The organism is Haloarchaeobius baliensis (assembly GCF_052060055.1).
Lineage (GTDB): Archaea > Halobacteriota > Halobacteria > Halobacteriales > Natrialbaceae > Haloarchaeobius > Haloarchaeobius baliensis.
Window position 1 is genome coordinate 975272 of sequence record NZ_JBPPFR010000002.1, and the last position, 24542, is coordinate 999813.

Genomic DNA, 24542 nt, shown 5'->3' on the forward strand with positions numbered 1-24542 from the left:
CGTCGTTCGAACTGGCGGCCCACGCGAGTAAAGGGGTTCGGTCCGCGGTAGGGGGTCACTCCTCCGAAACGAGCGACTCGACGTACTGCGTCACGTGGTCGTCCATCCGGCGCTTGTAGCCGGCCTGCCTGGCGAGGCGGTCGAGCTCACGGGACGCCAGACTCCCGTACTGCACCGCCTTCTTGTCCCGGTCGGCGACCGAGTCGGGGACCCACTCGCGGGCGGCGAGCCGGAGCGCCTTCTTCCGGGTCCCGGCGTCGTCCACGAGCAGCTCGCCGGGGAGTGGCAGCGCGGCCTCGACGACCGCGTCGTGGAGCAGGGGGGCGACGGGCTCCACGCTGGCCCCCCGCAACGAGAGCACGTCGCGTTCGAGCTGGTCTGGCAGGCTGTGGACCATCTCGCGCACCGCACCGCGGACCGTCTCTGCCTCGACGCGCGGGTCGTCGGGGGCCTTCGCGACCTTGGCGTAGCCGCCGAACAGCTCGTCCGCGCCCTGGCCGACCGCGAGGTGGGTGTGGCCGTCGGCGGCGACGCGCTCGGCGACGAGGTACAGGGGCAGCGAGATCTGCACGTCCATCGCGTTCGTCCGGCCGGTCGCCGCGACGATCTCCGGCACCGCACGCTCGATGGCGTCGTGGGTGAGCTCGACGACGGTGAGGTCGACGCCCATCGCGTCGGCGGCAGTCCTGGCAGCCTCGACGTCGTGGCTGTCGGGGAAGCCGACCACGTAGCAGGGGCCGTCCACGAGCGCGGCGACGAGCGCGGAGTCGACGCCGCCGGAGAACGCCACCGCGATATCCCCGTCCGGAAGGTGGGACGCGCTCTCCCGGATGGCCGTCCGGAGGTCGGCGACTGCGGCGTCGTGGTTCGTCGTTGGCTCGGGGTCCGGGAGCGTCCACACCTGCGTTTCCCGTCCGTCGGGAGTTCGACGGGTGCCGGCGGGCAGGCTCCGTGGGGAGTCGAGTTCGGTGGGGTCGAACGCCCAGGACTCCTCGCCGTTGGCGACGCTCTCGTCGTCGGCGTCGTCCACGAAGAGCGGCCGCCGGCCGAGCACGCCCCGCACGAGCGCGCCGTCGACCTCGCCGGCGAAGCCGTCGGTCCCCGGGAGGGGGTCACCGGTCTCGATGGCGCGGCGGACGGTCTCGGCGTCGCCCCCGTCGAGCGTCACGGCAGGAACTCGTGCATCCGGTTCTTCACGCGCCGTTTCGCGCCGCCGGCGGCCTGCCGGAAGCTGATCCGCCAGGGCGTCCGTCGCCCCTCGACGGTGGTCCGGCCCTCGCGGATGGCGTCGAGCACGCCCTCGACGGTGGGCTCCGTGGGGTCGACCCGTGTGACCGCCTGCCCGACCATCTCGCTGATGTGGGCGTCGCTCCCCGCGGTCATCGGCATCTCGTACTCGCGGGCGAAGCGTTCGGCCTGGCGGTTCGACCGACCGGTCAGGAGCCGCGAGTTGTACACCTCGATGGCGTCGGCCGTCGCCAGCTCCGCGCGGGTGATGTTCTCCATGACGCCGCTCCGGGACTCCTGGAACGGGTGGGGGACGACGGCGATGCCGCCGAGGTCCCTGATGATGTCGAGGGTCTCGTCGAAGGGACGACCCTCCGGGACCAGCTCCTCGACGCCCAGTGCGAGGACGTGGCCGTCTGCGCTCGTCACCTCCATGCCCGGGATACCGAGCAGCCCGTACTCGGAGGCCTTCTCGGCGGCGTCGAGACTCGCGTCGATCTCGTCGTGGTCGGTCACCGCCAGCGCGTCGAGACCGACGGCCTCCGCCTGCGCGAGGAGCAACTCGACAGGGTCACGGCCGTCGTACGAGAGCGACGAGTGGCAGTGCAACTCGACCGATAGCACGCGCTGAGCTACCGGCGGGAGGGCTAAAAGCGCCTCGGTACGTCTGCCAGGTATCGTGTCTCCCTCCCGGACGGGTTCGAGCGGGAGCGTCGGGCCGAAAGTTGTTTGTTTCCAACTGGAGAACGGATGCGCAAATTGTCACCGAGGCCGGGACAGGCTCGATCGGGTCGGGCCGAGCGACGGAGCGAGCTGACCGACGGAGCCGTGCGTCGAGTCCCGACCAGCCCCCGCCGACGCGACCGCTGCGACCGGGGTGTCCCTGGTGCGCCGTGACGACTCGCTCTCGGCGGGGAAGCTGTTCCTCGGTTTCGTCGGGCTGTCTGCGGCGTCCGGGGTCGCCGTCCTGATACTGGTCGCCGCGGGGGCGACGCCGGCCGCGACCGCCGTCGGGCTCGCCGACACGTGGCTGCTGCTGTGTGCGGTCCTGACGCCGTTCCTGGTCGCCCAGTATCGGCACCTGTTCCTGGGCGCGATCGCGGACCTGGGTCGATTCCTCCACCCCGGCCGGGCCGCGAAGTCCGGGCCGATACTCGTCGTGTTCGAGGCCGTCGCGACAGCTGTGCTCGTCTACGGAACGCTGACGATGCTCTTCCACGCCGAGCTGGGGCGCGGGCGGGGCTTCCCGGCGGAGTCGGTCTCGCTCGCCGACGGGCTCGGCTGGGAGACCGTGCTGGGCGTCGGCGAGGTCGGTGCCGTCGTCGCGTTCGTGGGCGGCTGGCTCCTGTGGGGGGCAGCCTGGGTCGCGGAGGGGCTGGCGGTGACCGAGAGCGGCTGAGTGTTCACGAACGTGCGCATAGAAACGCATAAACCGCCCGGGTATCGACATGAGGATGAATGAGCCTCGCCGACTCCGACCGCGAACTCGTCGTGGACGAACTCGGGCGCGACCCCACACCGGCGGAGGCCGCGCTCTTCGAGAACCTCTGGAGCGAACACTGCGCGTACCGCTCCTCCCGGCCCCTGCTCGGTGCGTTCGACTCCGAGGGTGAACAGGTCGTCGTCGGCCCCGGCGACGACGCCGCCGTCGTCGCCCTCCCGGACCCCTCGGGCGACGGCTACTCGGACACCTACATCACGCTGGGCGTCGAGAGCCACAACCACCCCTCCTACGTCGACCCCTTCGACGGCGCGGCGACCGGCGTCGGCGGCATCGTCCGGGACACGCTGTCGATGGGCGCCTACCCCATCGCGCTCGCCGACTCGCTCTACTTCGGCGAGTTCGACCGCGAGCACTCCCGCTACCTGTTCGAGGGCGTCGTCGAGGGCATCAGCCACTACGGCAACTGCATCGGCGTCCCCACCGTCGCGGGCAGCGTCGACTTCCACCCCGACTACGAGGGCAACCCGCTGGTGAACGTCGCCTGCGTCGGCCTCACCGACGCGGACCGGATGGTCACCGCGGTGGCACAGGAGCCGGGCAACAAGCTCGTCCTCGTCGGCAACGCCACGGGGCGTGACGGCCTCGGTGGCGCGTCCTTCGCCAGCGAGGACCTGAGCGAGGACGCCGAGACCGAGGACCGGCCCGCGGTGCAGGTCGGCGACCCCTACTCGGAGAAGCTGCTCATCGAGGCCAACGAGGTGCTCGTCGAGGAGAAGCTCGTCCAGTCGGCCCGCGACCTCGGCGCGGCCGGGCTCGGCGGCGCGTCCTCCGAACTCGTCGCGAAGGGCGGTCTCGGTGCGGACATCGAGCTCGACCGGGTCCACCAGCGCGAGCCGAACATGAACGCGCTGGAGATCCTGCTCGCCGAGTCCCAGGAGCGGATGTGCTACGAGGTCCGGCCCGAGGACGTCGAGCGCGTCCAGGCGGTCGCCGAGCGCTTCGACCTCGGCTGTTCGGTCATCGGCGACGTGACCGACGGCAACTACGTCTGCACCTTCGAGGGCGAGGACGGCGAGCGCGAGACGGTCGTCGACGCGCCAGCCGAGTTCCTCGGCGACGGTGCCCCGATGAACGACCTGCCGGCCGAGGAGCCCCCGGAGCCGGAGGTCGACCGTCCCGAGGTCCCCCTCGAGGAGGCGTTCGAGGCGGTCGTCGGCAGTCCGACCACGGCCTCCAAGCGATGGGTCTACCGGCAGTACGACCACGAGGTCGGCGTCCGGACGAGCGTCCTCCCCGGCGACGACGCCGCACTCGTCGCCATCCGCGAGACGGAGGGCGACGACGGCGTCGGCACCGGCCTCGCCATCTCCGCCGGTGCGGACCCGCTCTGGACGGAGTGCGCGCCCTACGACGGGGCCCGCGCCGTCGCGCTGGAGAACGCCACGAACCTCGCCGCGAAGGGCGCGACCCCGCTCGCCGCGGTGGACTGCCTCAACGGCGGCAACCCGGAGAAGCCCGACGTGTACGGCGGCTTCACGGGCATCGTCGACGGGCTCGCGGACATGTGTTCGGCCCTCTCGGTGCCCGTGGTCGGTGGCAACGTCTCGCTGTACAACGACTCGCCATCCGGACCCATCCCACCGACCCCGACGGTCGCCATGGTCGGGACGAAGGCGGGCTACGACGCGCCGCCCTTTGCCGCCGCGGACGAGGGCGAACTCCTGCTCGTCGGCGACCGCTCGCTGGCCGGCGAGGACGGCGCACAGCCGCTCGGCGGCTCGGAGTACCTCGCCCGCAACGGCGGCTCCGACACGTTCCCCGCGCTCCCGACGGACCCCGCGGCGTTCGTCGCGTCGCTCGCCGAGGTCGCCGACGCCGAGCACGTGCAGGCGACCCACGACGTGAGCCACGGCGGCCTCGCCGTCGCGCTCGCCGAGATGGTCCACGAGGACGCCGGCCTCCGCGTCGCCCTGCCCGAACACGGTGGGCTCGACTCCCAGCGCGAGGGGACCGGCCTCCTGTTCAACGAACAGCCCGGTCGCGTCCTGATCCAGACGACCGACCCCGACGCCGTCCGCGACGCGTTCGTCGGCGTCGCACCAGTCGCCAGCATCGGCGAGGGGACCCGCGACGGGCGGCTCGAGCTGACGACGTTCTGGACCGAACTCGCGTACGACGCTGCGGACATCGCCGACCTGCGCTCGGTCATCGCGGACACGATGGAGTAGCGACTCGGCGACGCGGTCCCGAAAAAACAGGTCGAGTGCCCGGTCGACCGTGCTGTCCTGCTTCGTTCGGTCAGTGCTGTGCCTGCAGGTGGGCGCTGATGTCCTCGAACTCGCTGACGAACGTGTCGTAGTCGTAGTGCTGGGCGTGGATCATCGTACTCCAGCGGGACGTCAGGCTCGCGAGCACGCCGACCTCGGCGAGCTCTTCCTCGCTCGCGCCGTGCATCTCTGCCGCGCCCCGGTGGAACGCCTGGCAGTACGGACACTTCAGCGTGGCCGCCACCGCCAGCTCGATGAGCTCGCGGTACTTCGGGGGGATGTCGCTCTCGCCGAGGGTGTACTGCTTGAACACCGGCCACTCGTGGACCATGTCGTCCTCCGGGACTGCCGCCATGAAGCCCGGGACGATGCCAAGTGTCTCCTCGATGTCCGAGAGGGTCTCGTCGTAGCTCGCCGCCTCTGATAGTGCCATGGGTGTGCCTCCTTCGGGCCTCCGCGTGGGCGTTCGGTGCTTTCGTCGCCGCGTGGAGCGTCCACCCGGAGACCACCGTGCTAGATGCTACCGAGGAGCATAAACGTACGTAAACCAGTCCGTTCAGCAGTCATTCTCCATCCTGGGGAGTTCGGAACCAACCGACGAACGTGCTCCGGTCGAGATAGGCTCTAATGCGCGACTACGGCCCGGGACACAGATTACGGCATCTGGTGAATAACAATAGTCATCTGACTTGAACTGCGACGCATCAGGCCCGATGGTGGTCGACGTCGCTGCCGAGAGCAGCGGTCGCCATGCGCTCTGTCGGACCGGCGACGTGACGACCGTGGGGCCCCGCCGGTCCGTCGCGGGCGAGCTCGGGACCGGATAGCCCCGTCATCTTCATATACTCCAAGTAGCAACAGGTGTACGATGCCTTCGCACACCGGGGGGCGGTGAGTCGTGGCGGACTCGCCCGCGGTCCTCATCGTGGAGGACGAACCCGACCTGGCGAACCTGTACGCCGCGTGGCTCAGGGACGCCTGCACCGTGAAGACGGCGTACAACGGGAGCCAGGCGCTCGAGGCGATGGACGACTCCCGCGACATCGTCCTGCTCGACCGCCGGATGCCCGGCCTCTCCGGCGACCAGGTGCTCTCGACCATCCGCGAGCGCGAGCTCGACACCCGCGTGGCGATGGTCACCGCGGTCGAGCCGGACTTCGACATCATCCAGATGGGGTTCGACGACTACCTCGTCAAGCCAGTCTCGAAGGAGGACCTGCTCTCGACCATCGACCAGCTGCTCCTGCGGTCGACGTACGACGAGCAGATCCAGCAGTTCTTCGCGCTCGCCTCGAAGAAGGCGCTGCTCGACTCCCAGAAGACCGAGGCCGAGCTCCGGGCGTCGGAGAAGTACGCCAGACTGGAGGACCGACTGAACGTGATGCGCGCCCAGATCGACGAGACCATCACCGAACTGTCGAACCACGACGCCTACCGCCGGGTCTGTCAGGACCTCTCGCGGACGAACTGACCGTCGCCGTTCGGGCGTTCACACCGCGACCCCGGCCCATCCATTATTTGTAGCTCGTCCACCTCGCTCCTGTATGGTACGTGCCACGTTCGCACGCTGGGGCTGGATCGAACGGTGGGGTCCGTCGCTGTTGCTCGTCGGTGGTGGACTGATGCTGGGTCACGCGATGCTGTCGGCTGTTCGGGCCTTCACGGAGCTGGCCACGCCGCCGGACGTCTTCGTGGCGTCGGGCCACCTCGTCGCGCTCGCCGGACTTCTCGGGCTGTACCCCGTCCTCGCAGACCGGACACCCACGGTCGCACGGGCGGCGGGCGGCACGCTCGTGGCGGGGTTCGCGGGCTGGCTCGTGATGACCGTCACGCAACTGCTCGTGTTCGCGGGCGTCGCGACGTCGATGAGTGCGGTGCTTCCCGAGCCCGTGTTCGTGTTCGCCCTCGCTTCGACGATTCTCGCGTACGGGCTGTTCGGCGTCGGAGTGCTTCGTATGGGGTCGCAGTCGACCGGCGTGGCGCTGCTCGTCCTGGCACCGGGCGGGATGCTCACCTCGCTGATCGTGCTGTCTGCCGCCGGTGTAGCCGGCGCGCTGTCGGGCGTCGCTATCGGTGGCGGGCTGGCGGTGTCGATGCTCGCACTGGGATACACCCTCCGAACGGTCGAGGGTCGGCACGACCGCACGACGACGGTCGGCGACGCGACCTCCGGGTGACCCCGCGTGAGTGACCTCGACTCGAGCGAACCAACGACGCGGGCGACCCGAACGGCGGTCGAAGACGATGCGGTCGAGGCGTTCGCGTTGCTCGGCAACCAGACGCGGCTGGAGATCCTCCTGGCCATCTGGGAGGCACACGACCTGCTGGCGGACGACAACGGTGTCGCGTTCTCGCAGATTCGCGAGCGGGTGGCCCACGACGACCCGGGGAACCTTCGCTACCACCTCCAGCAGCTCGATGGACAGTTCGTGCACCAGCGCGCCGAGCGTGGCGGATACGAGCTCCGTGTCCCCGCCAAGCAGCTCATCAAGGCGGTGATCGCGGGCGCCGGCGTTCACGACGAGGCGCTCGAGCCGACGGAGATCGACCAGGACTGTCCGTTCTGTGGCGCTCCGACGGCGATGAGCTACCGGGAGGGGACCCTCTTCTGGGCCTGCCAGGAGTGCGACGGTATGACGCCGGGACGGGACTTCGCCTCGTTCGACCCGCAGGGACCGCTGACCGGCCACCCGTTCGACCCCGCCGGCCTCGACGAGTGGTCCCCCGAGGAGCTGTGGGGAGCGAGTACGGTCGTCGGCTGGCGACGACTCCGGTCGGCCTTCGACGGGGTCTGTCCGAGCTGTTCCGCTCCGGTCGACGGCTGGTTCGAGTGGTGCGCGGACCACGACCCTGCGGGGTGTGACGACTGTGGGCTTCGGTTCGGGACGACGGCGCACTTCCGGTGTCGCACCTGTGGCCATCACGACGGGGCGTCACCGGGGCACCTCGCACTGTTCCATCCGAGCGTCGTCGCCTTCTACGACGACCACGGCGTCTCGACACGCGTTCGAGTCGACGACGTGGACAACGCGACACTCGTCTACGAACTCGGCCTCGAACACGAGGTGCGGGTGGTCGACGAGGACCCGCTCCGGGTGGTCGTCACCGCCAGCCACGACGGCGAGACGATCCGACTCACGTTCGACGAGTCGGTCCGGGTCGTCGACGTGGCCCGGTGAACGCGCGACGCCCCCGCCCACGACGTATCAGGGAGCCAATAGCAACGCGCTGCTAATGACATTTATCCTACCAGACCTCTTCGGCTGTCCTGTCTCGCCGCAGTGCCGAACCATCCTGCGGCAGACGGGATCGCACCATGCAAGCCAGGATCTCACGCCGTTCAGTCGCACCGCCGACCCACCGAGAGACCGCGCCCAGTTCCAGGGGGGTGATCGGGGATGGGTGACAGCGTGTTCGTCACCCTCGAACGTTGGAGTTCCCGGCTGTACCTCGTCGCTGCTGCCGTGATGGTCGTCTTCGTGCTGAACACGGCACTCCGACTGTCACAGGGCACGGCGTATCCGGTCGTCCAGGAGTTCGTCGCTCCCGCAGGCTTCTTCGTCGGGCTCGTCGGGCTCATGGGGCTGTATCGCGGGCTCTCGCGGAACGCCCGGCGACTGGCGCAGGCGTCGCTCGCCCTGGCCGCGCTCTCCGCGCTCAACTGGGGGGCAATCGTCGTCGCGGGCGTCCTGGAGACAGCCAACATCGTTCCGGAGAACACCGCCTTCCAGGCAATCACGGGCATCCTCGCGCTGTTCTCGATGATCCTCGCCTACGGCCTCTTCGGCATCACGAGCACGATGACCGGTACCTACCGGCGGATCATCGGTGCTCTGCTCCTCCTCGAGGCGGTTACCTTCGTCGCCATGTTCGTCAACAAGGCGGCGGGCATCGGCGCGCCGGTGATCGTCTTCGAGCTCAGCCATCTCGTCGTCTACCTGGGCATCGGTGTCGTCCACAGTGGCGAGGGCGGCCTTCCGGATCGGGCGGACCAGGCCACGGACACGACCGTGTAGCGTCGCGGAAATGCTGCGACCGTCCGGTCGCGGTCGAACGACGACCCACCGACGCGTCGACGCGGACGAAACCGCGACCCGGTGTCTCGTCGAGGGCACGGAAAACGGGGTTCATGGGGGTGGACCCGGGGTGGCGGCAGGCCGCATCGTCCAGGGTCGCGCAGGGGGCCGACCGGGGGGTCGGCAGCCCGGGGGACGTTCGACATCGGGGACAGAGCAGTGGATTCGGTCCCGTGGTCCCGGCGGCAGAGTCGATTCCTATCGCCGCGAGACCTCGAACGTGACCATCCCGGTCACGGAGAACTGCGTGCCGCCCGCCTGTCCCGTGGAGACGTCGACCTCCCAGCCGTGGGCCTCGGCGATCTCCCGGGCGACCGCGAGGCCGAGCCCGGAACGCTCGCTGCCGGTCGCCCGCTCCGGTTCGAACACGCGGTCGAACTCCGTCTCGGGGATGGCGGCGGCGTCGTCGAGGATGTAGAAGCCGGTGGGCTTGCCGGTGGCATCGTCCTCGACGGGCCCGATGCGGACCGTCGCATCGCCCTCCGCGCGGGTCGTCACGTCGTTGAACACCGTCTCGAGCATGTGGACGAAGCGGGCGCGCTCGGCACGCACGCTGCCCTCGAACTCGAGGTAGACGGTCATGTCCTCCGCGATGGACGCGTCGAGCGCGTCCGCCAGTGCACCCTCGAAGTCGACCGAGGAGCGCGACCCCATCGTGCTCTGGTCGCGGGCGAACTCCAGCACGTCGTCGACGAGCTCCTCGGCGCGGGTGAGCGTCTCCGTCACCGCGGGGTCCTGCCGCTCGTCGTCGAACTCGCTGGCGACCTCGTCGAGGTGCTGCTGGAGGTCCTCGGAGAGGATGTCCGCGACCGCACGGAGCCGCTCTGACTGCCGGGCGAGGGTCTGCTTGCGGTCCTGGAGCAGCTTCTCGCGGTCGGACCGGTCGAGCGCCGCCTCGGTGTTCGACGCCAGCAGGGAGACGAGCTCCATGTCGGTGTCGTCGAAGCCGTCGACGGCCGTCGAGCCCGTCATGATGACGCCGTGGGTGCCGATGGGGACGATGATCTCCGAGCGAAGCGGCGTGTTCTCGTTGTAGATGCCGGACTCCTCGGTGAGGTCGTCGAACGTCTTCGGTTCGCCCTCCCGGTAGACGTCCCAGACGAGGCCCTCGCCTTCGTAGAACTGCGGGAGGCCGCCGAGCTCGGTGTGGGCACCCATCGTCGCGGCCATCGGGTCGAGACAGCCGCGCTCGTCGTCGAGCAGCCAGACGCCAGAGATGGGCAGGTCGAGCAGCTCGTCGGCCGCGTGGACCGCGACCGAGCAGATCTCGGCGGCGTCCTCGGCGCCGAACAGCCAGCGCGTGACCTCGTGCAGCGAGTCGACGGTCTCCTCGTACTCGCGCTGCTCGGTGACGTCGCGGATGACGCCGGCGACGCTCGCGAGACCCTCGCCGAGCGGGACCATCCGCATCTCGCCGATGCGCTCCTCGCCGTCGGAGTTGACGAACGAGAGCTCGAAGCGCTGGTAGCTCGTCTCGCCGGACTGCAGCGTGCCGATGGCCTCGCCGATGGCCATCGCCCCCTCGGAATCGATGCTCGCCAGCTCGGGCAGCCGGCGGATGGGCTGGCCGACGAGCTCCTCGCGGGTCGCACCGAGGGTCTCCTCGATGGCCTCGTTCACGCTGGCGATGCGGTCGTCGTCGTCGACGGTGAGCACGCCGTCGTGGACCGCCTCGACGACGCGGGCGTGCTGGGCGAGCTCGTTCTCGCGCTCCTTCCGGTCGGTGATGTCGCGCAGGTACACCGAGAGACCCGACCTGGAGGGGTAGGCGTTCGCCTCGAACCAGGTGTCGAGGGGGTTGTGGTACACCTCGAACGACACGGGCTCCTGTGTCTCCATCGCCTGGTGGAACCCTTCGGGGAACTGCGTCTCGACGGTCTCGGGGAACTCGTCCCACATCACCCGGCCGATGAGCTGGCGGCGCGACCGCTTGAGCATCGACTCGGCGCGGTCGTTGATGTACGTGAATCGCCAGTCGGCGTCGAGCGCGAAGAAGGCGTCCTCGACGCGGTCGAGGATCGGGACCGAGCGGTCCGTCGCGTGCGGCCCGTTGCTCACCCTGCGTCCACCTCGACGGACGGTGTCGACGGGGAAGAGCGAGAGGTGGTGAGACGGAAATCCATGGCTGCGGGGCTGTACGGTGGTACGTGATTCCCCTACTTACCTTTCGTGGCCAACCTCGCCACCGGCGGCGGGCCGAAACGCCAGCAGGAGGCCCCCTTGACACCGCGAACGTTACAGCAGTGCGACAGCAACCGACCGGCCTCTTTTCCCGTGGGTAGCTCCCCCGGAGACGCGGAAACGCGCCGGTGAGCGCACTCACGCGCTGGTCCGTGCCATCGGGCCCGCGCTGCCGACCCAGCCATCGACCCTGACGCCGTCGGAAATGTCGAATAGTGATACACTCCGTCGGCCGGGAATCCGCACACGACTGCCGGCCAGACAAGAGTTAAATCGGTCCTCCCCCTCGCTCCGGTATGACAGTCGTCGTCGTGGGTGGTGGCATCGTCGGCATGGCAGCCGCGCACTCGCTCGCCGAGCGAGGCGTGTCGGTCGTGCTCTGCGAGAAGGGGTCGGTGGGTGCTGGCAGCACCGAGCGCTCGGCAGGGGGCATCCGGACGCAGTTCTCGACCCGGGTGAACGTCAGGCTCTCGCTCGCGAGCATCGATGTCTGGGAGTCGTTCGAGGACGAGTTCGGCGTCGACATCGAGTACCGGCGCTCCGGCTACCTGTTCCTCGCCCGCGACGAGGCCACCGCCGATGACTTCGAGGCCAACGTCGCCATGCAGCGCGAGGAGGGCGTCGACAGCGAGCTGCTCGCCCCGGAGGACGCCCGGGAGCACTGCCCCGGACTCGACCCCGAACCGTTCCGGGCGGCGACGTACTGCCCGACCGACGGCTTCGCCGACCCGCACCTCGCGCTCCAAGGCTACTCGCAGGCGGCGGCCGAGGCCGGCGTCGACGTGCGGACGAAGACGCCCGTGACGGCGGTCCATCGCGACGACGACGGCCGCGTCACCGGCGTCGAGACCTCCGACGACACCATCGAGGCCGAGTACGTCGTCAACGCCGCCGGACCCTGGGCTGGTCGGCTGAACGAGCTGGCCGGCGTGGCGCTCCCGGTCGTTCCGAAGCGCCGGCAGGTCGCCGTCGTCGACCCGGAGACGCCGGTCCCCGAGTCCGTCCCGCTGACCATCGACCTCGACACCGGCTCGTACTTCCGCCCGGAGCGGGAGGGCGCGGCACTCGTCGGCGGTCACTTCGGCGGCGACGATCCCGACGTGGACCCGGACCGCTTCTCGACGACGGCGGACACCGACTGGACCATCGAGGCCGTCGAGCACGCCGCCGACTACGCCTCCTACTTCGGCCCCGAGACCAGGATCAAGAACGGCTGGGCAGGGCTGTACGCCGTCACGCCGGACCACCACCCCATCGTCGAGGAGGTGGCACCGGGCTACCTCACCGCCATCGGCTTCTCGGGGCACGGCTTCCAGCACGCCCCCGCGACGGGGCAGATAATCGCGGACCTCGTCGTCGACGGCGAGACCGACCTCGTCGACCTGGACGCGCTCTCGGCCGACCGGTTCGAGCGTGGCGAGACGCACGACGAGCAGAACGTCGCCTAGGCCGGCGGTGGGGCCGCCGTCGGGCGACCGTCGCCCGATTCAGAAGAAGTCGAGGATGGCGGCGTCGTTCTCGGGGAACAGCCGGTCGAGCGTCGCGAGCGTCACGGCGTCGGCGGTCAGGTCGGTCGTCTTCGCCAGCCGGTCGGCCGGCGCGTAGCCGGCGAGCAGCTGGCTGAGCGCGCCGACGTCCAGCTCGGCGTCGACGTCTCCCTCGGCGTCGACGCGGTGGACCGTTCCGACGCCGTCGGTCACGTCGAGCCGGAACACGTCGTCGTTCCACGGCGCGAGCTCGTCCGAGACCGCGAGCGTGACCGTCCCGTCTCCGTCGTAGGAGACCGTCTCCAGCGCGTCGGCCACGTCGACGATGCGGACCATCGGCCCGCCCTGCAGCTCCGTCTCGAGGTCGCCACGGTCCTCGACCAGGTCGGGGAGGAACGTGTCGGGCTGTTCGTGCAGCGTCACCGTCGACACCTGCGAGTCGTGGTCGCGGCAGAACGCGAGAACCCGGAGGTAGGCCTCGTGGTCGCGCGCCCGGTGCTCCCAGACGTTCAGCTCCCGACCGTCGTCGCCCTCGTTCACCTCGTAGATGACGTAGGCCCGCAGCTCGTCGTCCGTGCCCCAGCCGTAGACGAACGGGTCGTCCTCCCAGCCGGTGAACCGGCGGTGGCGCCACCAGTCCTCGTCGCGGTGGACGGTCAGGTCCATCCCCGCGGTGTCGGCACGGTAGACGGCGTCGACCCGCTCCCAGTCGTCGCCGTCGAGCCGACGCCAGCGCGGGCCCTCACCGTCCCCATCGTCGCGACCGGTCCGTTCGGCCTCCGCGTCGGCGGCCCCGGCGGCGAAGTCGAGGGTCTCCGGCGGGCAGGAGATGTCGACGTACCGGTTCGCGGTCTCCCAGCCGTACTGTCGGTAGAAGCCGTACTCGAACGGCCACAGGGCGCAGATGGGGGCGTCGCGGTCGTGGTACTCCTCGATGGAGGCTTCGAGCATCCGTCGGACGTTGCCGCCGCGGCGGTGCTCGGGCGGGGAGGCGACCGCCGACAGCCCCGGCATCTCGACGGTCGCGCCGCGGAGCGTCGTCTCGAACCAGTAGTGCCGACAGACGGCGACCGGTTCGCCGTCGTCGTCGAACACGCCGCGTTTCTCGCCGAGGCGGTCGCGTTCCTCCACCTCGTCCGGGTCGTACTCCATGGCCTCCGGGCCGGCCTGTGGACGGAACGCGTAGGTGACGAACTCGTGGAAGGTCGCCGCCTCGTCGTCCGTGAGCGGGCGGTACGTTGTCATGGTGGAACCGGCGACGCCGTGGGCCAAGAAGGTTGCCGTGGGGTGGCAGGTACTGTCACGCCACCCCGTCCACGCCGTCAGTCGTCGATGTACGCCTCGAACCGGTCCATCGCCTCGCGCAGGTCGTCGAGGCCGGTGGCGTAGGAGACACGCAGGTGGCCCTCGCCGCCGTCGCCGAACGCGTCCCCGGGGACCATCGCGACGCCCTGCTCCTTCAGCAGGCCCTCGGCGAACGCCTCCGCGGACTCGTCGGTCGGGACCTCCGGGAAGACGTAGAACGCCCCGCGGGCCCGGAAGCAGTCCACGCCCATCTCGGAAAAGCGGGAGAGGACGAACCGCCGGCGACGGTCGTACTCGTCGACCATGGCCGCGACCTCGTCGTCGCAGGAGCGCAGCGCCTCCAGCGCGGCGTACTGGGCCGTCGTCGGGGCCGAGAGCATCCCGTACTGGTGGACGCGGTTGATCGCCGTGACGACCGCCGGCGGGGCCATCGCGTAGCCCAGCCGCAGGCCGGTCATCGCGTACGCCTTCGAGAAGCCGTTGAAGACGACGGTCCGCTCGCGCATCCCCGGTAACGTCGCGATGGAGGTGTGCTCGTTCTCGTACTGCAGGTCGGCGTAGATCTCGTCGGAGAGCACGCCGACGTCGTGCTCCCGGCAGAACTCGGCGACCGGCTCCAGCTCCTCGCCGGTCATCACCGCGCCGGTCGGGTTGTTCGGGTAGCAGAGCATCAGCAGGTCCGCGTCGGCCGCGCCCGCGGCCTCGAGCCGGTCGTAGGTCAGCTTGAACTCGTCCGCCTCTCGGGTCGGCACGCGCAGCGGCTCGCCGCCGGCGAAGATGACGCCGGGGACGTACGAGATGTACGCCGGCTCGACCACCGCGACCGTGTCGCCGGGGTCGACGAGCGCCCGGAGCGTCGCGTCGACGGCCTCGCTCACGCCCGTCGTCACGAGGATCTCCTCGTCGGGGTCGTACGCGAGGTCGTACCGCTCGTCGACGTGGTCCGAGATTGCCTGCCGAAGTTCGAGCAGGCCCCGGTTCGACGTGTAGCTCGTCCGGCCGCGCTCCAGCGAGTCGATGGCCGCGTCGCGGGCCGCCCACGGCGCGGAGAAGTCCGGCTCACCGACGCCCAGCGAGATGACGTCGTCGCGCTCCTCCGCCAGCTCGAAGAACCTGCGGATGCCCGACGGCGGCACCGCCCGCACGCGGTCTGCGGTCTCCAGCCCCATGGTCAGGGCGACACCGAGAGTCGGTCGTCGTCGTCGTCGTCGTTCAGGACGACCCCGCGGTCCTTGTACGTCGTCATGACGTAGTGCGTGACCGTCTGGGTCACCTCCGGGACGGGCGCGACCTTCTCGCTGATGAAGATGGCGACGTCGTGCATCGACGAGCCCTCGACCTCCATGAGGAAGTCGTAGTCGCCGCTGACGAGTCTGAGCGTCTTCACCTGCGGGAAGCGCGCGAGGCGCTCGGCGATGTCGCCGTAGCCCGTCTCGCGGTCGAGGGTGACGTTCAGTTCGACCGTCGCACGGACCACCTCGCGGTCCGTCCTGTCCCAGTCGACGATGGCCTGGTAGCCAGCGACGACCCCCTCTGCTTCCAGTTCCGCGAGTGCCGCCTCGACCTCGTCCTCGGTCAGGTCGGTCATGCGTGCGAGGTCCGCCGTCGTGTGACGTGCGTCCTCGACCAGCAGGTCGAGCAGGTCGTCCCGTGCCGTCATACCCCTAGGAGTCGCCGAGGGGGTCAAAAGCGTTTCTTCCGCGTCGGGGTTCGCCGCGAACGAAGCGTGCCGGTCTCAGTCGGGGACGCGACCGAGGTCGACGTCGTCGAACGCGCCAGGACGCAGGCCCTCGGTCGCATAGACGTACAGCGCTGTCTTGGCGATGCTCGACAGCGTCGCGCTGAACAGGTACGCGCCGACGAGCAGCACCGTGGCGACGGCCACCGCTGCTCCGAACCCGAAGCCGCTCCCCGACCCGATGCCGAGGAACAGGACCGCACCCGCGACGAGGATGACCGGCAGCATGAACAGGAACGTGACGATACCGACGCCGAAGTGCGCGCCGGCCGTCTCGCCCCACGTCCCCCTGAACGTCTCGCCGCTCCGTCGGATGGCCTCCCGGACCGAGACATCCTCGAAGGCGATGACGGGGACGACGAAGTAGGTGAGGATGGACCACGCGACGCTGACGATGCCCGCCAGTATCTCGGCGAGGAGTGTGTCCTGGCTGTCGATGAGCTGGATGACGACACCGACGGTCGCCGACACAACAGACCAGACGAGCAGCGTCCCCTTGTTGCGCCACGCGGCGGCCATCCCGCTCCGGAACGACGGCTCGCCGCCCTCGAACGCCGTCCGCGTCTCGTGCATCAGCGCGGCCGTCGCGAACGAGGCGACGAACGTCGTCCCGAGGTAGAGCAGGAACAGCAGACCGATCTGGAGGGCCTGCGAGTCGATGCCGCCGACGAGGGTGGCGCCCCCGAACAGCAGTGCGACGTAGCAGAGTCCGGCGACGCCGCCGACGAGGGGGAACACCGCAAGCTCCGGGTCGCCACGGAGCACCCGGAGACTGTCCTTCGTGAGCGCCCAGCCGGTCCGGAGCCGTGTGAGGAATCCCATACGGGCACGGAAGGCCGCCCGTCTGATAAAGGACGGCGGACGGTTTCTCGCTCAGTAGTTCTTGAACAGGTGCGCCCGAACGTCGTCCTTCGTCTGGACGTACTGCGTCGTCCCGTCGGGCATGTCGACCTCGTACCGCGCGTCCTCCTTCGACGCCTCGCGCCACTTGTCGTCGTGCGTGTCGAGCAGGTTCATCATCGCGTTCAGGCGGTCGTCGCCCTCCTCGCTGTCGTCGCTCGGGTCCGGCATCGGCGACGACGAGCTCGCGGTGGTCGTCCCACCGTCCGCCGCCTCCGCCTGTGTGCCCTCGTCCGCGGCGGCCCCTCCGTCGGCGGTCACCTCCTCGTCCTGATGCTCGACGGCCTCGGCGGCCTGCTCCTCGGTCGACTCGTCGCCGACCCCGTCGTCGGTCTCGGACGGGGGCGCGATGTCGACGTCGGTGTCTATCTCGTCGGCGTCGACGTTGTCGATGAGGTACTGCAGCGCGTCCCGCTTTCGCACGTAACCGTACCGCGTCTCGGACTGTATCTCCGCCCGCAGCGATTCGAGGAACTCCGCCTGCGCGTCGGAGACGGTAATCTCTGGCATGGTTCCACTCTCGAAGGCCCGCGTAATAAGCGTGGACACTCGCCGGACCCCCGGAGCACCAGTCATTAAGCCGGCGAGCGCCAAGGAGAGGGCGACATGGTCCAGATGGAGTCCGACTCGAACCTCGCAGCCGGCGACGTCGCACCCGACTTCGAACTGCCGGGCGTCGACGGCGAGACCTACACGCTCGACAGCTTCGCCGACGACGAGGCGCTGCTGCTGGTGTTCACCTGCAACCACTGCCCCTACGCGCAGGCCAAGTTCGACCTGCTGAACGAGCTCGCCGCCGAGTACGACGACGTGGCGGTCGTCGGCATCAACCCGAACGACGCCGCGGAGTACCCGGACGACTCCTTCGAGGCGATGAAGGAGTGGACCGAGGAAGGGCGCATCCAGTACGACGCCTACCTCCGCGACGAGAGTCAGGCCGTGACCCGGGAGTACGGCGCGGTCTGCACCCCCGACCCGTTCCTGTTCGCGAAGGAGGACGGCGAGTTCCGCCTCGTCTACCAGGGCCGCCTCGACGACGCCCTCAACCCCGAGGACGAGCCGACTCGGTTCCACATCCGAGAGGCAATCGACGCCGTGCTCGCCGGCGAGGACGTCGACCTGGAGTGGGAACCCTCGCGGGGCTGCTCCATCAAGTGGAAAACCGACTGAACGACCGACTCAGACCGCCCGCCGGTACTGGATCGGCCACTCGACCGCGTCTTCTCTGTCCAGCTCCGCGGCCGCGTGAAGCGTGAAGTACGGGTCCCGCAGGTGTTCTCGGCCGATGATGGCGAGGTCGGCGCGGTCGTTCCGCACGATTTCGTCGGCCTGCTCGGCGGTGGTGATGCCACCGACCGCGCCGACGAGCGCGTCGGTCGACTCGTTCACGCGCTCGGCGTATGGAATCTGGTACCCGGGCCCGGTGTTCGGGATCTGCTGGTCGGGGTGGAGCCCACCCGCCGAGACGTCTATCAGGTCGGCGCCCACGTCGGCGAGGTCGTCGGCCAGTCGGGCGGTGTCGTCGACGGTCCACGACTCGCGGTCGGGGAGCCAGTCCGTCGCCGACACGCGGACGAAGACCGGTTTGTCGTCGGGCCAGACCGCCCGGACCGCCGCCGTTGCCTCGCGGACGAGCCGCGTTCTCCCCTCGAAGTCGCCGCCGTAGCGGTCCTCGCGCTGGTTCGTCACCGGCGAGTAGAACTCATGGAGCAGGTAGCCGTGGGCGGCGTGGACCTCGGCGATCTCGAAGCCGGCGTCCAGCGCGCGCTCTGCGGCAGCCCGGAAATCCGCGACGACGCCCTCGACCTCCTCCGTCGTCATCGTCTCGACCTGCTTGTCGTCGTCGTAGGGGTACGCCTCGGCCGACGGCGAGGGCGCGACCCAGCCGTCCTCGTCGGGCTGGACGGGCTCCGACCCGTCCCACGGCGGCGTCTTCGAGCCCTTGTGGCCGGCGTGGGCGAGCTGGATGGCCGGCACCGAGCCCTGCCCCGAGATGAAGCGGGTGATGGGTGCCAGCGCGTCGGCGTGCTCGTCGCTCCAGATGCCGAGGTCGTCGGGGGAGATGCGCGCCTCGGGGGAGACGCCGGTCGCCTCGGACATGACGATGCCCGCGCCGCCGACGGCCCGGCTGCCCAGGTGCTGCTGGTGCCAGTCCGTCGCCAGCCCGTCGCCCGCACAGGAGTACTGGCACATCGGCGAGACCATCACGCGGTTCGGGATCGTCGTCTCGCGTATCGAGAGGTCTGCGAAGAGGTCGCTCATCGACGGTCGTAGCGCACCGCCGGGGGTCAAGCCCACGGTGGGCGTGCCCCTTTGCCGCTACGAGCGATGCTGGTATCGTCCGAATCGAAGGACCGCGCTTATCGCACTCGCCGGACAATCCGCTCGCATGAACCTGCAAGAGACGTTCGGGACGGACGCGCCGGTCGTCGGCATGGTCCACCTACCACCGCTGCCGGGTGCGCCCCGGTTCGACGGGGACCGGGAGGGGCTGCGTGAGCGGATGCTCGCCGACGCCCGCGCGCTGGAGGCCGGCGGCGTGGACGGCATCATGGTGGAGAACTTCGGGGACGCTCCGTTCTACCCGGAGGACGTGCCGAAGCACGTCGTCGCGGAGATGGCCTCGCTCGGGACGGAACTGGTCGACGAGGTGTCGGTGCCGGTCGGCATCAACGTCCTCCGGAACGACGCAGCGGCCGCCCTGTCGATCGCGGCCGCCGTCGGGGCGGACTACATCCGGGTCAACGCCCACGTGGGCGCGACCGTCACCGACCAGGGGCTCATCCAGGGGCAGGCTCACGAGACGATGCGCCTGCGGGAGCGACTCGACGCCGACGTCGCCCTCCTCGCGGACGTGGGCGTCAAGCACGCCGCGCCGCTGGCGGACCGACCGATGCGCGAGGAGCTGGTCGACGCCGTCGAGCGCGGGCTGGCCGACGGCATCGTCGTCTCGGGCTCCGGCACCGGCGACCCGACGGACCGCGGGGTCCTGGAGACCGCCCGCGAGACTATCGACGACGCGGTGCCGGGGACGCCGCTGTTCGTCGGGAGCGGCGTGACCGCCGATTCCGTCGGCGAGACGCTGGAACTGGCCGATGGCGTGGTCGTCGGCACCGCGCTGAAGGAGGACGGGGGGACCACGAACCCCGTCGCCGAGAAGCGGGTCCGGGCGGTCGTGTCGGCGGCGCGGGACCGCTGACGGGCGACAGCTCGACCGCCCCTCGCTGCGGCCTCACTCGACGATATCGGCGTCGACGGCGTCGTCGACCCCGTCACCGACCGACGGCCCCGCCTCGACCGGGACCACCGTCGACACCCGCGCGTTCTCCTTGATCTCGATGCCGGCGCCGCCGACCGTCAGCGGGACGAGCGGGAGGTGCTTGCCCACGGTCACCGTCGGGTGCGACGCCCCGCGGGCCATCAGCTTGTTCCGGGGCTGGAGCAGCAGCCGGGCGTGCTCGTCGCCGGTCACCAGCTCGTTGTACTGGAGGACGTACGTCCCGGCGTCGAGGTGCCACCACTGGTACTCGTCGTCGGGGTTCCGACGGGTCAGTTCGTGGGGCTCGAGGTCGGCCTCGGCGAGCTCGTCGCCGCCGAAGTCGATGCGCCCCGGCCCGGTCACCTCGTGGATGGCGCTGACGGTCAGGTCGATGCCGTGCTCTCGAACCTGGGTCTCCGGGTGGACGAGATTCTCCACGCGGTCGAGTACCTCCTGCATGGCCGGGGATTGGAGTGCCACCCTTAAAAAGGCCGGCTGGTTCGACGCGTCGAAGGGACCCGCCCGAGCACAACCGTTTTGACGACGGGTTTCCACTCCCGGGTGTGAAGCGACGCCTCGGCTACCTCGCGTTCGTCGTCGCCCTGCTGGCCATCGTCGCGGTGAGCGTGCTCGAGACGGCGTGGGTCCCGCCGGCGTCCCAGGAGTCCCTCAAACCGTGGGCTTTGAAGGGGCTGCTCGCGCTGGCCATCGCGAGCGGGACCTACGGAACCTACCTCCTGCTCTCGGCAGGGATGAGCCGCCTTGTCCACGACAAGCGCCGCCGGCACGACCTCAGGAACGTCGTTCGGCTCGTCATGGTCGTCGCGGCCATCGTCGCGGTCGCGGGCGTGCTGACCGACCAGTGGCTCGGCGTCCTGTTCTCGCTGGGGATCGTCGGCTTCGGGGTGACGGTTGCGCTCCAGCAGCCGCTCACGTCACTGCTCGGCTGGGTGTACATCCTCTCGATGCGGCCGTACCAGGTGGGCGACCGGGTGCGCATCGAGGACGCGAAGGGCGACGTCATCGACGTCGACTTCCTCGTGACGACGCTGTGGGAGGTCGACGGTGACCTCGTCTCCTCGCATCAGCCATCCGGGCGGACGGTGACGGTGCCGAACAACGTCATCCTGACCTCGGAGGTGTTCAACTACTCGCGCGACGACTTCCCGTTCGTCTGGCGCGAGGTGTCGATGCAGGTGTCCTACGAGACCGACCTCGCCTTCGCGAAGCAGGTGATGCGTGAGGTCGCCGACGACCACCTCGGCGACGAGATGGAGCGACGCATCGAGACCTACCGCGAACAGCTGGCGGAGACGCCGGTCGACCTCGAGGTGCAGGGCCGTCCGTCCGTGAACGTCAGCCAGGGCGAGACGTGGGTCGAACTCAGGCTCCGGTTCCTGACCCGGCCACGGCAGATACAGCGCACCAAGAACGCGCTGTACGAGCAGATACTCGCGCGGTTCCAGGAGCACCCGGACAAGGTGGCGTTCCCCGTCGGGCGGTTCCGGTAGCCCACCGTCTTTTCTCCTCGCGGTGCGTTCGACAGTCCATGACCGACGAGTACGACGTCGTCGTGGTCGGGGTTGGCGGCATGGGCAGCGCGGCGTGTGCCCACCTCGCCACGCGCGGCGTCGACGTGCTGGGCATCGAGCGGTTCGACATCCCGCACAGCAACGGCTCCTCGCACGGCTCGACGCGCATCATCCGGAAGGCGTACCACGAGCACCCCGACTACGTGCCGCTGGTCGAGCGCGCCTACGAGAACTGGCGCGAACTCGAAGCCGCGACCGGCCGGGACCTGCTCCACGTGACGGGCTCGGTCTGTGCCGCCCCGCCCGACGGCGACCTCGTCGACGGCGCGCGGCTGGCCTGCGAGAACCACGGGCTCGACCACGAGACGATGACGGGGCGCGAGCTGAACGAGCGGTTCCCCGGCTACGGCGTGCCCGAGGACTACGACGCGCTCTACCAGCCCGACGGCGGGTTCCTCGACTGCGAGCGAGCGGTCAGCGCGCACGTCGAACACGCCATGGCCGAGGGTGCGACTGTCCATGCCCGCGAGACGGTGACGGACTGGGACGCCGGCGAGCGCGGGGTCCGCGTCGAGACGGACCGTGGCGAGTACGCCGCCGGCTCCCTCGTGCTCGCGGCTGGCGCGTGGACCGCCGACCTGCTGCCCGACCTCGACGGTGCGGTCGTCCCCGAACGGCAGGTGCTCGGCTGGTTCCAGCCGCCCGAGCGCGACGACGACTTCACGCCCGAACGGTTCCCGGTGTTCGTCACCGAGAGCGACGACGGGGCCGAGTACTACGGCTTCCCGCGCTACGACCGCCCGGGTGTGAAGGTCGGGCTGTACCATCACCTGCACGAGACGGTCGACCCCGATTCGGTGGCCGACCCGACCCGCGAGGACGAGGACGCGCTCCGGGGCCTGCTGCGCGACCACTTCCCCGCCGCGGACGGGCCGACGATGGGGCTCTCGACGTGCATGTTCACCAACTCGCCGGACATGGACTTCGTCGTCGACAGCCTCCCCGAGCGTGAGAACGTCGTCGTCGCGGCGGGCTTCTCGGGACACGGCTTCAAGTTCGCCAGCGCGGTCGGCGAGGCGCTGGCCGACCTGGCGGTCGACGGCGAGACGACCCTGCCGGTCGACGGGTTCGCGGTGGACCGGGCGGCGATCCGGGACGCGTGAACCGGGCAGGCCGGAGGAACGTTTAGGGAACCGACGCCCGCATCTCCACCATGGACCTCCTCCGAGACGAGACCGCACGGTTCGTCCGCGCGACCGCACCGGAAGGCGACGACCTCGCCGCCGAGATGGACGCCTACGCCGAGGAACACGACTTCCCGCACGTCGGCCCCGAGGTCGGCGGCCTGCTCCGCACGTTCGCCCGGATGGTCGACGCCGAGCGCGTCTTCGAGTTCGGCTCCGGCTTCGGCTACTCCGCGTACTGGTGGGGGCAGGCGCTCCCCGCCGACGGCGAGCTCGTCCTCACCGAGTTCGACGAGGAGGAACTGGACATGGCCCGCGAGTTCCTGCGTCGCGGCGGGCTGGACGACATCGCACGCTACGAACACGGGGACGCACTCGACGCCATCGAGCGGTACGATGGCGCGTTCGACTGCGTGCTGATCGACCACCAGAAGCACCGCTACCGGGAGGCGTTCGACGCCGTCCGCGAGAAGGTCGCCCCCGGCGGTATCGTCGTCGCCGACAACGCCATGACAGCCGGCATCATCGAGTTCGAGAAGCTGCTCGCCATCGTCGAGGGCGACGACCCCGGCGAGGTGAACGAGCACACGCAGGGCATCGCGGACTACCTGGAGACGGTGCGCTCCGACCCCGAGTTCGAGACGAACGTGCTGCCCGTGGGGGAGGGAATCGCGGTCAGCTACCGGCTGGGGTAGCCAGCGCTCGCGGGTCGCTGCGCCTCTCGGAGATTCTCGCTAGCGCTCACTCCGGATCTCCCTACTCTTCGAACCCGTCCTCGAACCGGAACGTCCCGTTGCGCTGCACGACCTCGCCGTCGACCTCGATGAACGAGTCCTCGCTCATGTCGACGATCATGTCCTGGTGGACGACGGAGTCGTTGCCCTCGTTCTCCTCGCCGATGTTCTTGTCGTAGGCCCGGCCGAGAGCGAGGTGGATGGTGTCGCCCATCTTCTCGTCGAACAGCATGTTGTACGTGAACCGGTCGATGTCGCGGTTCATGCCGATGCCGAGCTCGCCGAGACGGCGGGCACCCTCGTCGGTGTCCAGAACCGCCGAGAGGACCTCCTCGTTCTTCTCGGCGCTGTGCTCGACGACCTCGCCCTCCTCGAAGCGGAGGTAGACGTTCGTGACCTCGCGGCCCTGGGCCATCAGCGGCTTGTCGAACAGCACCTCGCCCTCGACGCTGTCGGGTGTGGGCGCGGTGAACACCTCGCCGCCGGGCATGTTGTTCTCTGCGGTGTCGTTGATGGTGATGTTGCCAGCGACGGACATCGTGATGTCGGTGGTGTCGCCGCTGACGATGCGGACCTCGTCGGCGGGGTCGAGGATCTCGACCATGTGCTTCTGGAACTCGTGCTGCTCGTCCCAGTCCTTGTTGATGGCACCCCAGACGAACTCCTCGTACGCCTCGGTGCTCATCTCGGCCTTCTGGGCGTCGCCCGCCGCGGGGTACTGCGTGACGACCCAGTTCGACTCCATCACCGTCTCCTGGATGGGCTTCATGTGCTGGCTCCGTGCCTGGGTCTTCTCCGGCGGCACGTCGCTCTGTTCGAACATGTTGGCGGAGCCGCGGATGGAGATGAAGGCGTCCGTCTCCTCGGCGGCAGCCAGCGTGTGCGAGGGCGTGTCGAAGTCCTCGGGGTCCGCGGCGAGCATGTACGCACGGTTGACGCGACTCGACTGGAGGCGCGTCTGGGGATGCGCGCCCTTCTCGCCGAGGAGTTCGGCGATGGCCACGGCGAGGTCCTCCGCCTCCGGCGGTCCCGTGATGGTGACGTTGTCACCGTTCTCGACCTCGGCACAGTCCTCGACGAGTACTTCCGCCTGCTCCCTGACGCGTTCGTCCATACCCTCGCTTTCGACAAGCGACTGATATTCGTTTCGAAACATGGGCTGCAGGCGTACTCCCCGCGCTTCTGGACCGGCGCACTGGGCGAGAAGA

At 69.5% G+C, this 24542-nt stretch carries 24 protein-coding genes; 12 read left to right on the top strand and 12 right to left on the bottom strand.

Translation table 11 applies throughout. From position 1 onward, the window contains the following. Window positions 1-55: 55 nt before the first annotated feature. The gene (locus ACSG06_RS15825) at window positions 56-1168 is read right to left on the bottom strand and encodes an asparagine synthase C-terminal domain-containing protein (protein WP_440991240.1); all 1113 of its coding nucleotides are present in this window, start codon (window positions 1166-1168) and stop codon (window positions 56-58) included. Then, complete coding sequence (locus ACSG06_RS15830; RefSeq protein ID WP_440991241.1) at window positions 1165-1851, bottom strand: PHP domain-containing protein; 687 nt, start codon at window positions 1849-1851, stop codon at window positions 1165-1167. The genes ACSG06_RS15825 and ACSG06_RS15830 overlap by 4 nt, the downstream gene beginning before the upstream one ends. A gap of 262 nt (window positions 1852-2113) precedes the next feature. Between ACSG06_RS15830 and ACSG06_RS15835 the strand changes: the two genes are divergently transcribed. Together ACSG06_RS15835 and purL are read left to right on the top strand one after the other, a co-directional pair. Beyond that, complete coding sequence (locus tag ACSG06_RS15835) at window positions 2114-2626, top strand: hypothetical protein (protein ID WP_440991242.1); 513 nt, start codon at window positions 2114-2116, stop codon at window positions 2624-2626. Window positions 2627-2685: 59 nt separating this feature from the next. After that, the gene (purL, locus tag ACSG06_RS15840; RefSeq protein ID WP_440991243.1) at window positions 2686-4899 is read left to right on the top strand and encodes a phosphoribosylformylglycinamidine synthase subunit PurL; all 2214 of its coding nucleotides are present in this window, start codon (window positions 2686-2688) and stop codon (window positions 4897-4899) included. Between the two features lie 70 nt (window positions 4900-4969). On the opposite strand, the gene ACSG06_RS15845 is transcribed toward purL, so the two are convergent. Continuing rightward, window positions 4970-5371, bottom strand: coding sequence for a carboxymuconolactone decarboxylase family protein (locus ACSG06_RS15845; protein WP_440991244.1), 402 nt, complete (start codon window positions 5369-5371; stop codon window positions 4970-4972). Between the two features lie 465 nt (window positions 5372-5836). On the opposite strand from ACSG06_RS15845, the gene ACSG06_RS15850 reads away from it, so the two are divergent. From ACSG06_RS15850 to ACSG06_RS15865, 4 genes are all read left to right on the top strand, one after another. Further along, a complete protein-coding gene (locus tag ACSG06_RS15850) occupies window positions 5837-6409 on the top strand; it encodes a HalX domain-containing protein (RefSeq protein ID WP_440991245.1) in 573 nt (190 codons plus the stop codon). Window positions 6410-6482: 73 nt separating this feature from the next. Continuing rightward, window positions 6483-7115: a hypothetical protein gene (locus ACSG06_RS15855; protein WP_440991246.1), complete on the top strand. Its 633-nt coding sequence runs from the start codon at window positions 6483-6485 to the stop codon at window positions 7113-7115. A 6-nt stretch (window positions 7116-7121) separates the two neighbouring features. After that, on the top strand, window positions 7122-8117 hold the full coding sequence (locus ACSG06_RS15860) for a DUF7351 domain-containing protein (RefSeq protein ID WP_440991247.1): 996 nt from the start codon (window positions 7122-7124) through the stop codon (window positions 8115-8117). Between the two features lie 219 nt (window positions 8118-8336). After that, window positions 8337-8954, top strand: coding sequence for a hypothetical protein (locus ACSG06_RS15865; RefSeq protein WP_440991248.1), 618 nt, complete (start codon window positions 8337-8339; stop codon window positions 8952-8954). A gap of 258 nt (window positions 8955-9212) precedes the next feature. Here the strand turns inward: ACSG06_RS15865 and ACSG06_RS15870 are convergent, their stop codons facing one another. Continuing rightward, window positions 9213-11072, bottom strand: a complete 1860-nt coding sequence (locus ACSG06_RS15870; RefSeq protein ID WP_440991249.1) for a sensor histidine kinase — start codon at window positions 11070-11072, stop codon at window positions 9213-9215. Between the two features lie 419 nt (window positions 11073-11491). On the opposite strand from ACSG06_RS15870, the gene ACSG06_RS15875 reads away from it, so the two are divergent. Next, on the top strand, window positions 11492-12643 hold the full coding sequence (locus tag ACSG06_RS15875; RefSeq protein ID WP_440991250.1) for an NAD(P)/FAD-dependent oxidoreductase: 1152 nt from the start codon (window positions 11492-11494) through the stop codon (window positions 12641-12643). Between the two features lie 39 nt (window positions 12644-12682). On the opposite strand, the gene ACSG06_RS15880 is transcribed toward ACSG06_RS15875, so the two are convergent. The 5 genes from ACSG06_RS15880 to ACSG06_RS15900 form a co-directional block, all read right to left on the bottom strand. Next, window positions 12683-13927, bottom strand: coding sequence for a GNAT family N-acetyltransferase (locus ACSG06_RS15880; protein WP_440991251.1), 1245 nt, complete (start codon window positions 13925-13927; stop codon window positions 12683-12685). Window positions 13928-14004: 77 nt separating this feature from the next. Continuing rightward, the gene (locus tag ACSG06_RS15885) at window positions 14005-15156 is read right to left on the bottom strand and encodes a pyridoxal phosphate-dependent aminotransferase (protein WP_440991252.1); all 1152 of its coding nucleotides are present in this window, start codon (window positions 15154-15156) and stop codon (window positions 14005-14007) included. 2 nt (window positions 15157-15158) lie between these two features. Next, the gene (locus tag ACSG06_RS15890) at window positions 15159-15647 is read right to left on the bottom strand and encodes an Lrp/AsnC family transcriptional regulator (protein ID WP_440991253.1); all 489 of its coding nucleotides are present in this window, start codon (window positions 15645-15647) and stop codon (window positions 15159-15161) included. A gap of 75 nt (window positions 15648-15722) precedes the next feature. Continuing rightward, the gene (locus ACSG06_RS15895) at window positions 15723-16547 is read right to left on the bottom strand and encodes a DUF6159 family protein (RefSeq protein ID WP_440991254.1); all 825 of its coding nucleotides are present in this window, start codon (window positions 16545-16547) and stop codon (window positions 15723-15725) included. A gap of 51 nt (window positions 16548-16598) precedes the next feature. Continuing rightward, window positions 16599-17135, bottom strand: a complete 537-nt coding sequence (locus ACSG06_RS15900) for a hypothetical protein (RefSeq protein WP_440991255.1) — start codon at window positions 17133-17135, stop codon at window positions 16599-16601. Window positions 17136-17231: 96 nt separating this feature from the next. Between ACSG06_RS15900 and ACSG06_RS15905 the strand changes: the two genes are divergently transcribed. Next, entirely contained in the window at window positions 17232-17795 is a 564-nt protein-coding gene (locus tag ACSG06_RS15905) for a thioredoxin family protein (protein ID WP_440991256.1), read from the top strand. Between the two features lie 9 nt (window positions 17796-17804). Here ACSG06_RS15905 and ACSG06_RS15910 read toward each other — a convergent pair whose 3' ends face one another. Continuing rightward, window positions 17805-18887, bottom strand: coding sequence for an NADH:flavin oxidoreductase/NADH oxidase (locus ACSG06_RS15910; RefSeq protein WP_440991257.1), 1083 nt, complete (start codon window positions 18885-18887; stop codon window positions 17805-17807). A gap of 127 nt (window positions 18888-19014) precedes the next feature. On the opposite strand from ACSG06_RS15910, the gene ACSG06_RS15915 reads away from it, so the two are divergent. Next, window positions 19015-19824 carry a BtpA/SgcQ family protein gene (locus tag ACSG06_RS15915; RefSeq protein WP_440991258.1) on the top strand — a complete coding sequence of 270 codons (810 nt, stop codon included), beginning with the start codon at window positions 19015-19017 and terminating at the stop codon, window positions 19822-19824. Between the two features lie 33 nt (window positions 19825-19857). Here the strand turns inward: ACSG06_RS15915 and ACSG06_RS15920 are convergent, their stop codons facing one another. Further along, window positions 19858-20343 (bottom strand): dCTP deaminase/dUTPase family protein, encoded by a 486-nt coding sequence (locus ACSG06_RS15920; RefSeq protein ID WP_440991259.1) that lies wholly within the window; start codon window positions 20341-20343, stop codon window positions 19858-19860. Between the two features lie 104 nt (window positions 20344-20447). On the opposite strand from ACSG06_RS15920, the gene ACSG06_RS15925 reads away from it, so the two are divergent. The 3 genes from ACSG06_RS15925 to ACSG06_RS15935 are packed head-to-tail and all read left to right on the top strand — an operon-like array spanning window position 20448 to window position 23295. After that, complete coding sequence (locus ACSG06_RS15925; protein ID WP_440991260.1) at window positions 20448-21395, top strand: mechanosensitive ion channel family protein; 948 nt, start codon at window positions 20448-20450, stop codon at window positions 21393-21395. Window positions 21396-21433: 38 nt separating this feature from the next. Continuing rightward, window positions 21434-22579 carry an N-methyl-L-tryptophan oxidase gene (gene solA / locus ACSG06_RS15930; RefSeq protein ID WP_440991261.1) on the top strand — a complete coding sequence of 382 codons (1146 nt, stop codon included), beginning with the start codon at window positions 21434-21436 and terminating at the stop codon, window positions 22577-22579. A gap of 50 nt (window positions 22580-22629) precedes the next feature. Then, window positions 22630-23295 (top strand): O-methyltransferase, encoded by a 666-nt coding sequence (locus ACSG06_RS15935; RefSeq protein ID WP_440991262.1) that lies wholly within the window; start codon window positions 22630-22632, stop codon window positions 23293-23295. A 61-nt stretch (window positions 23296-23356) separates the two neighbouring features. Here the strand turns inward: ACSG06_RS15935 and ACSG06_RS15940 are convergent, their stop codons facing one another. After that, window positions 23357-24448, bottom strand: coding sequence for an aminopeptidase (locus tag ACSG06_RS15940; RefSeq protein WP_440991263.1), 1092 nt, complete (start codon window positions 24446-24448; stop codon window positions 23357-23359). Window positions 24449-24542 lie beyond the last annotated feature (94 nt).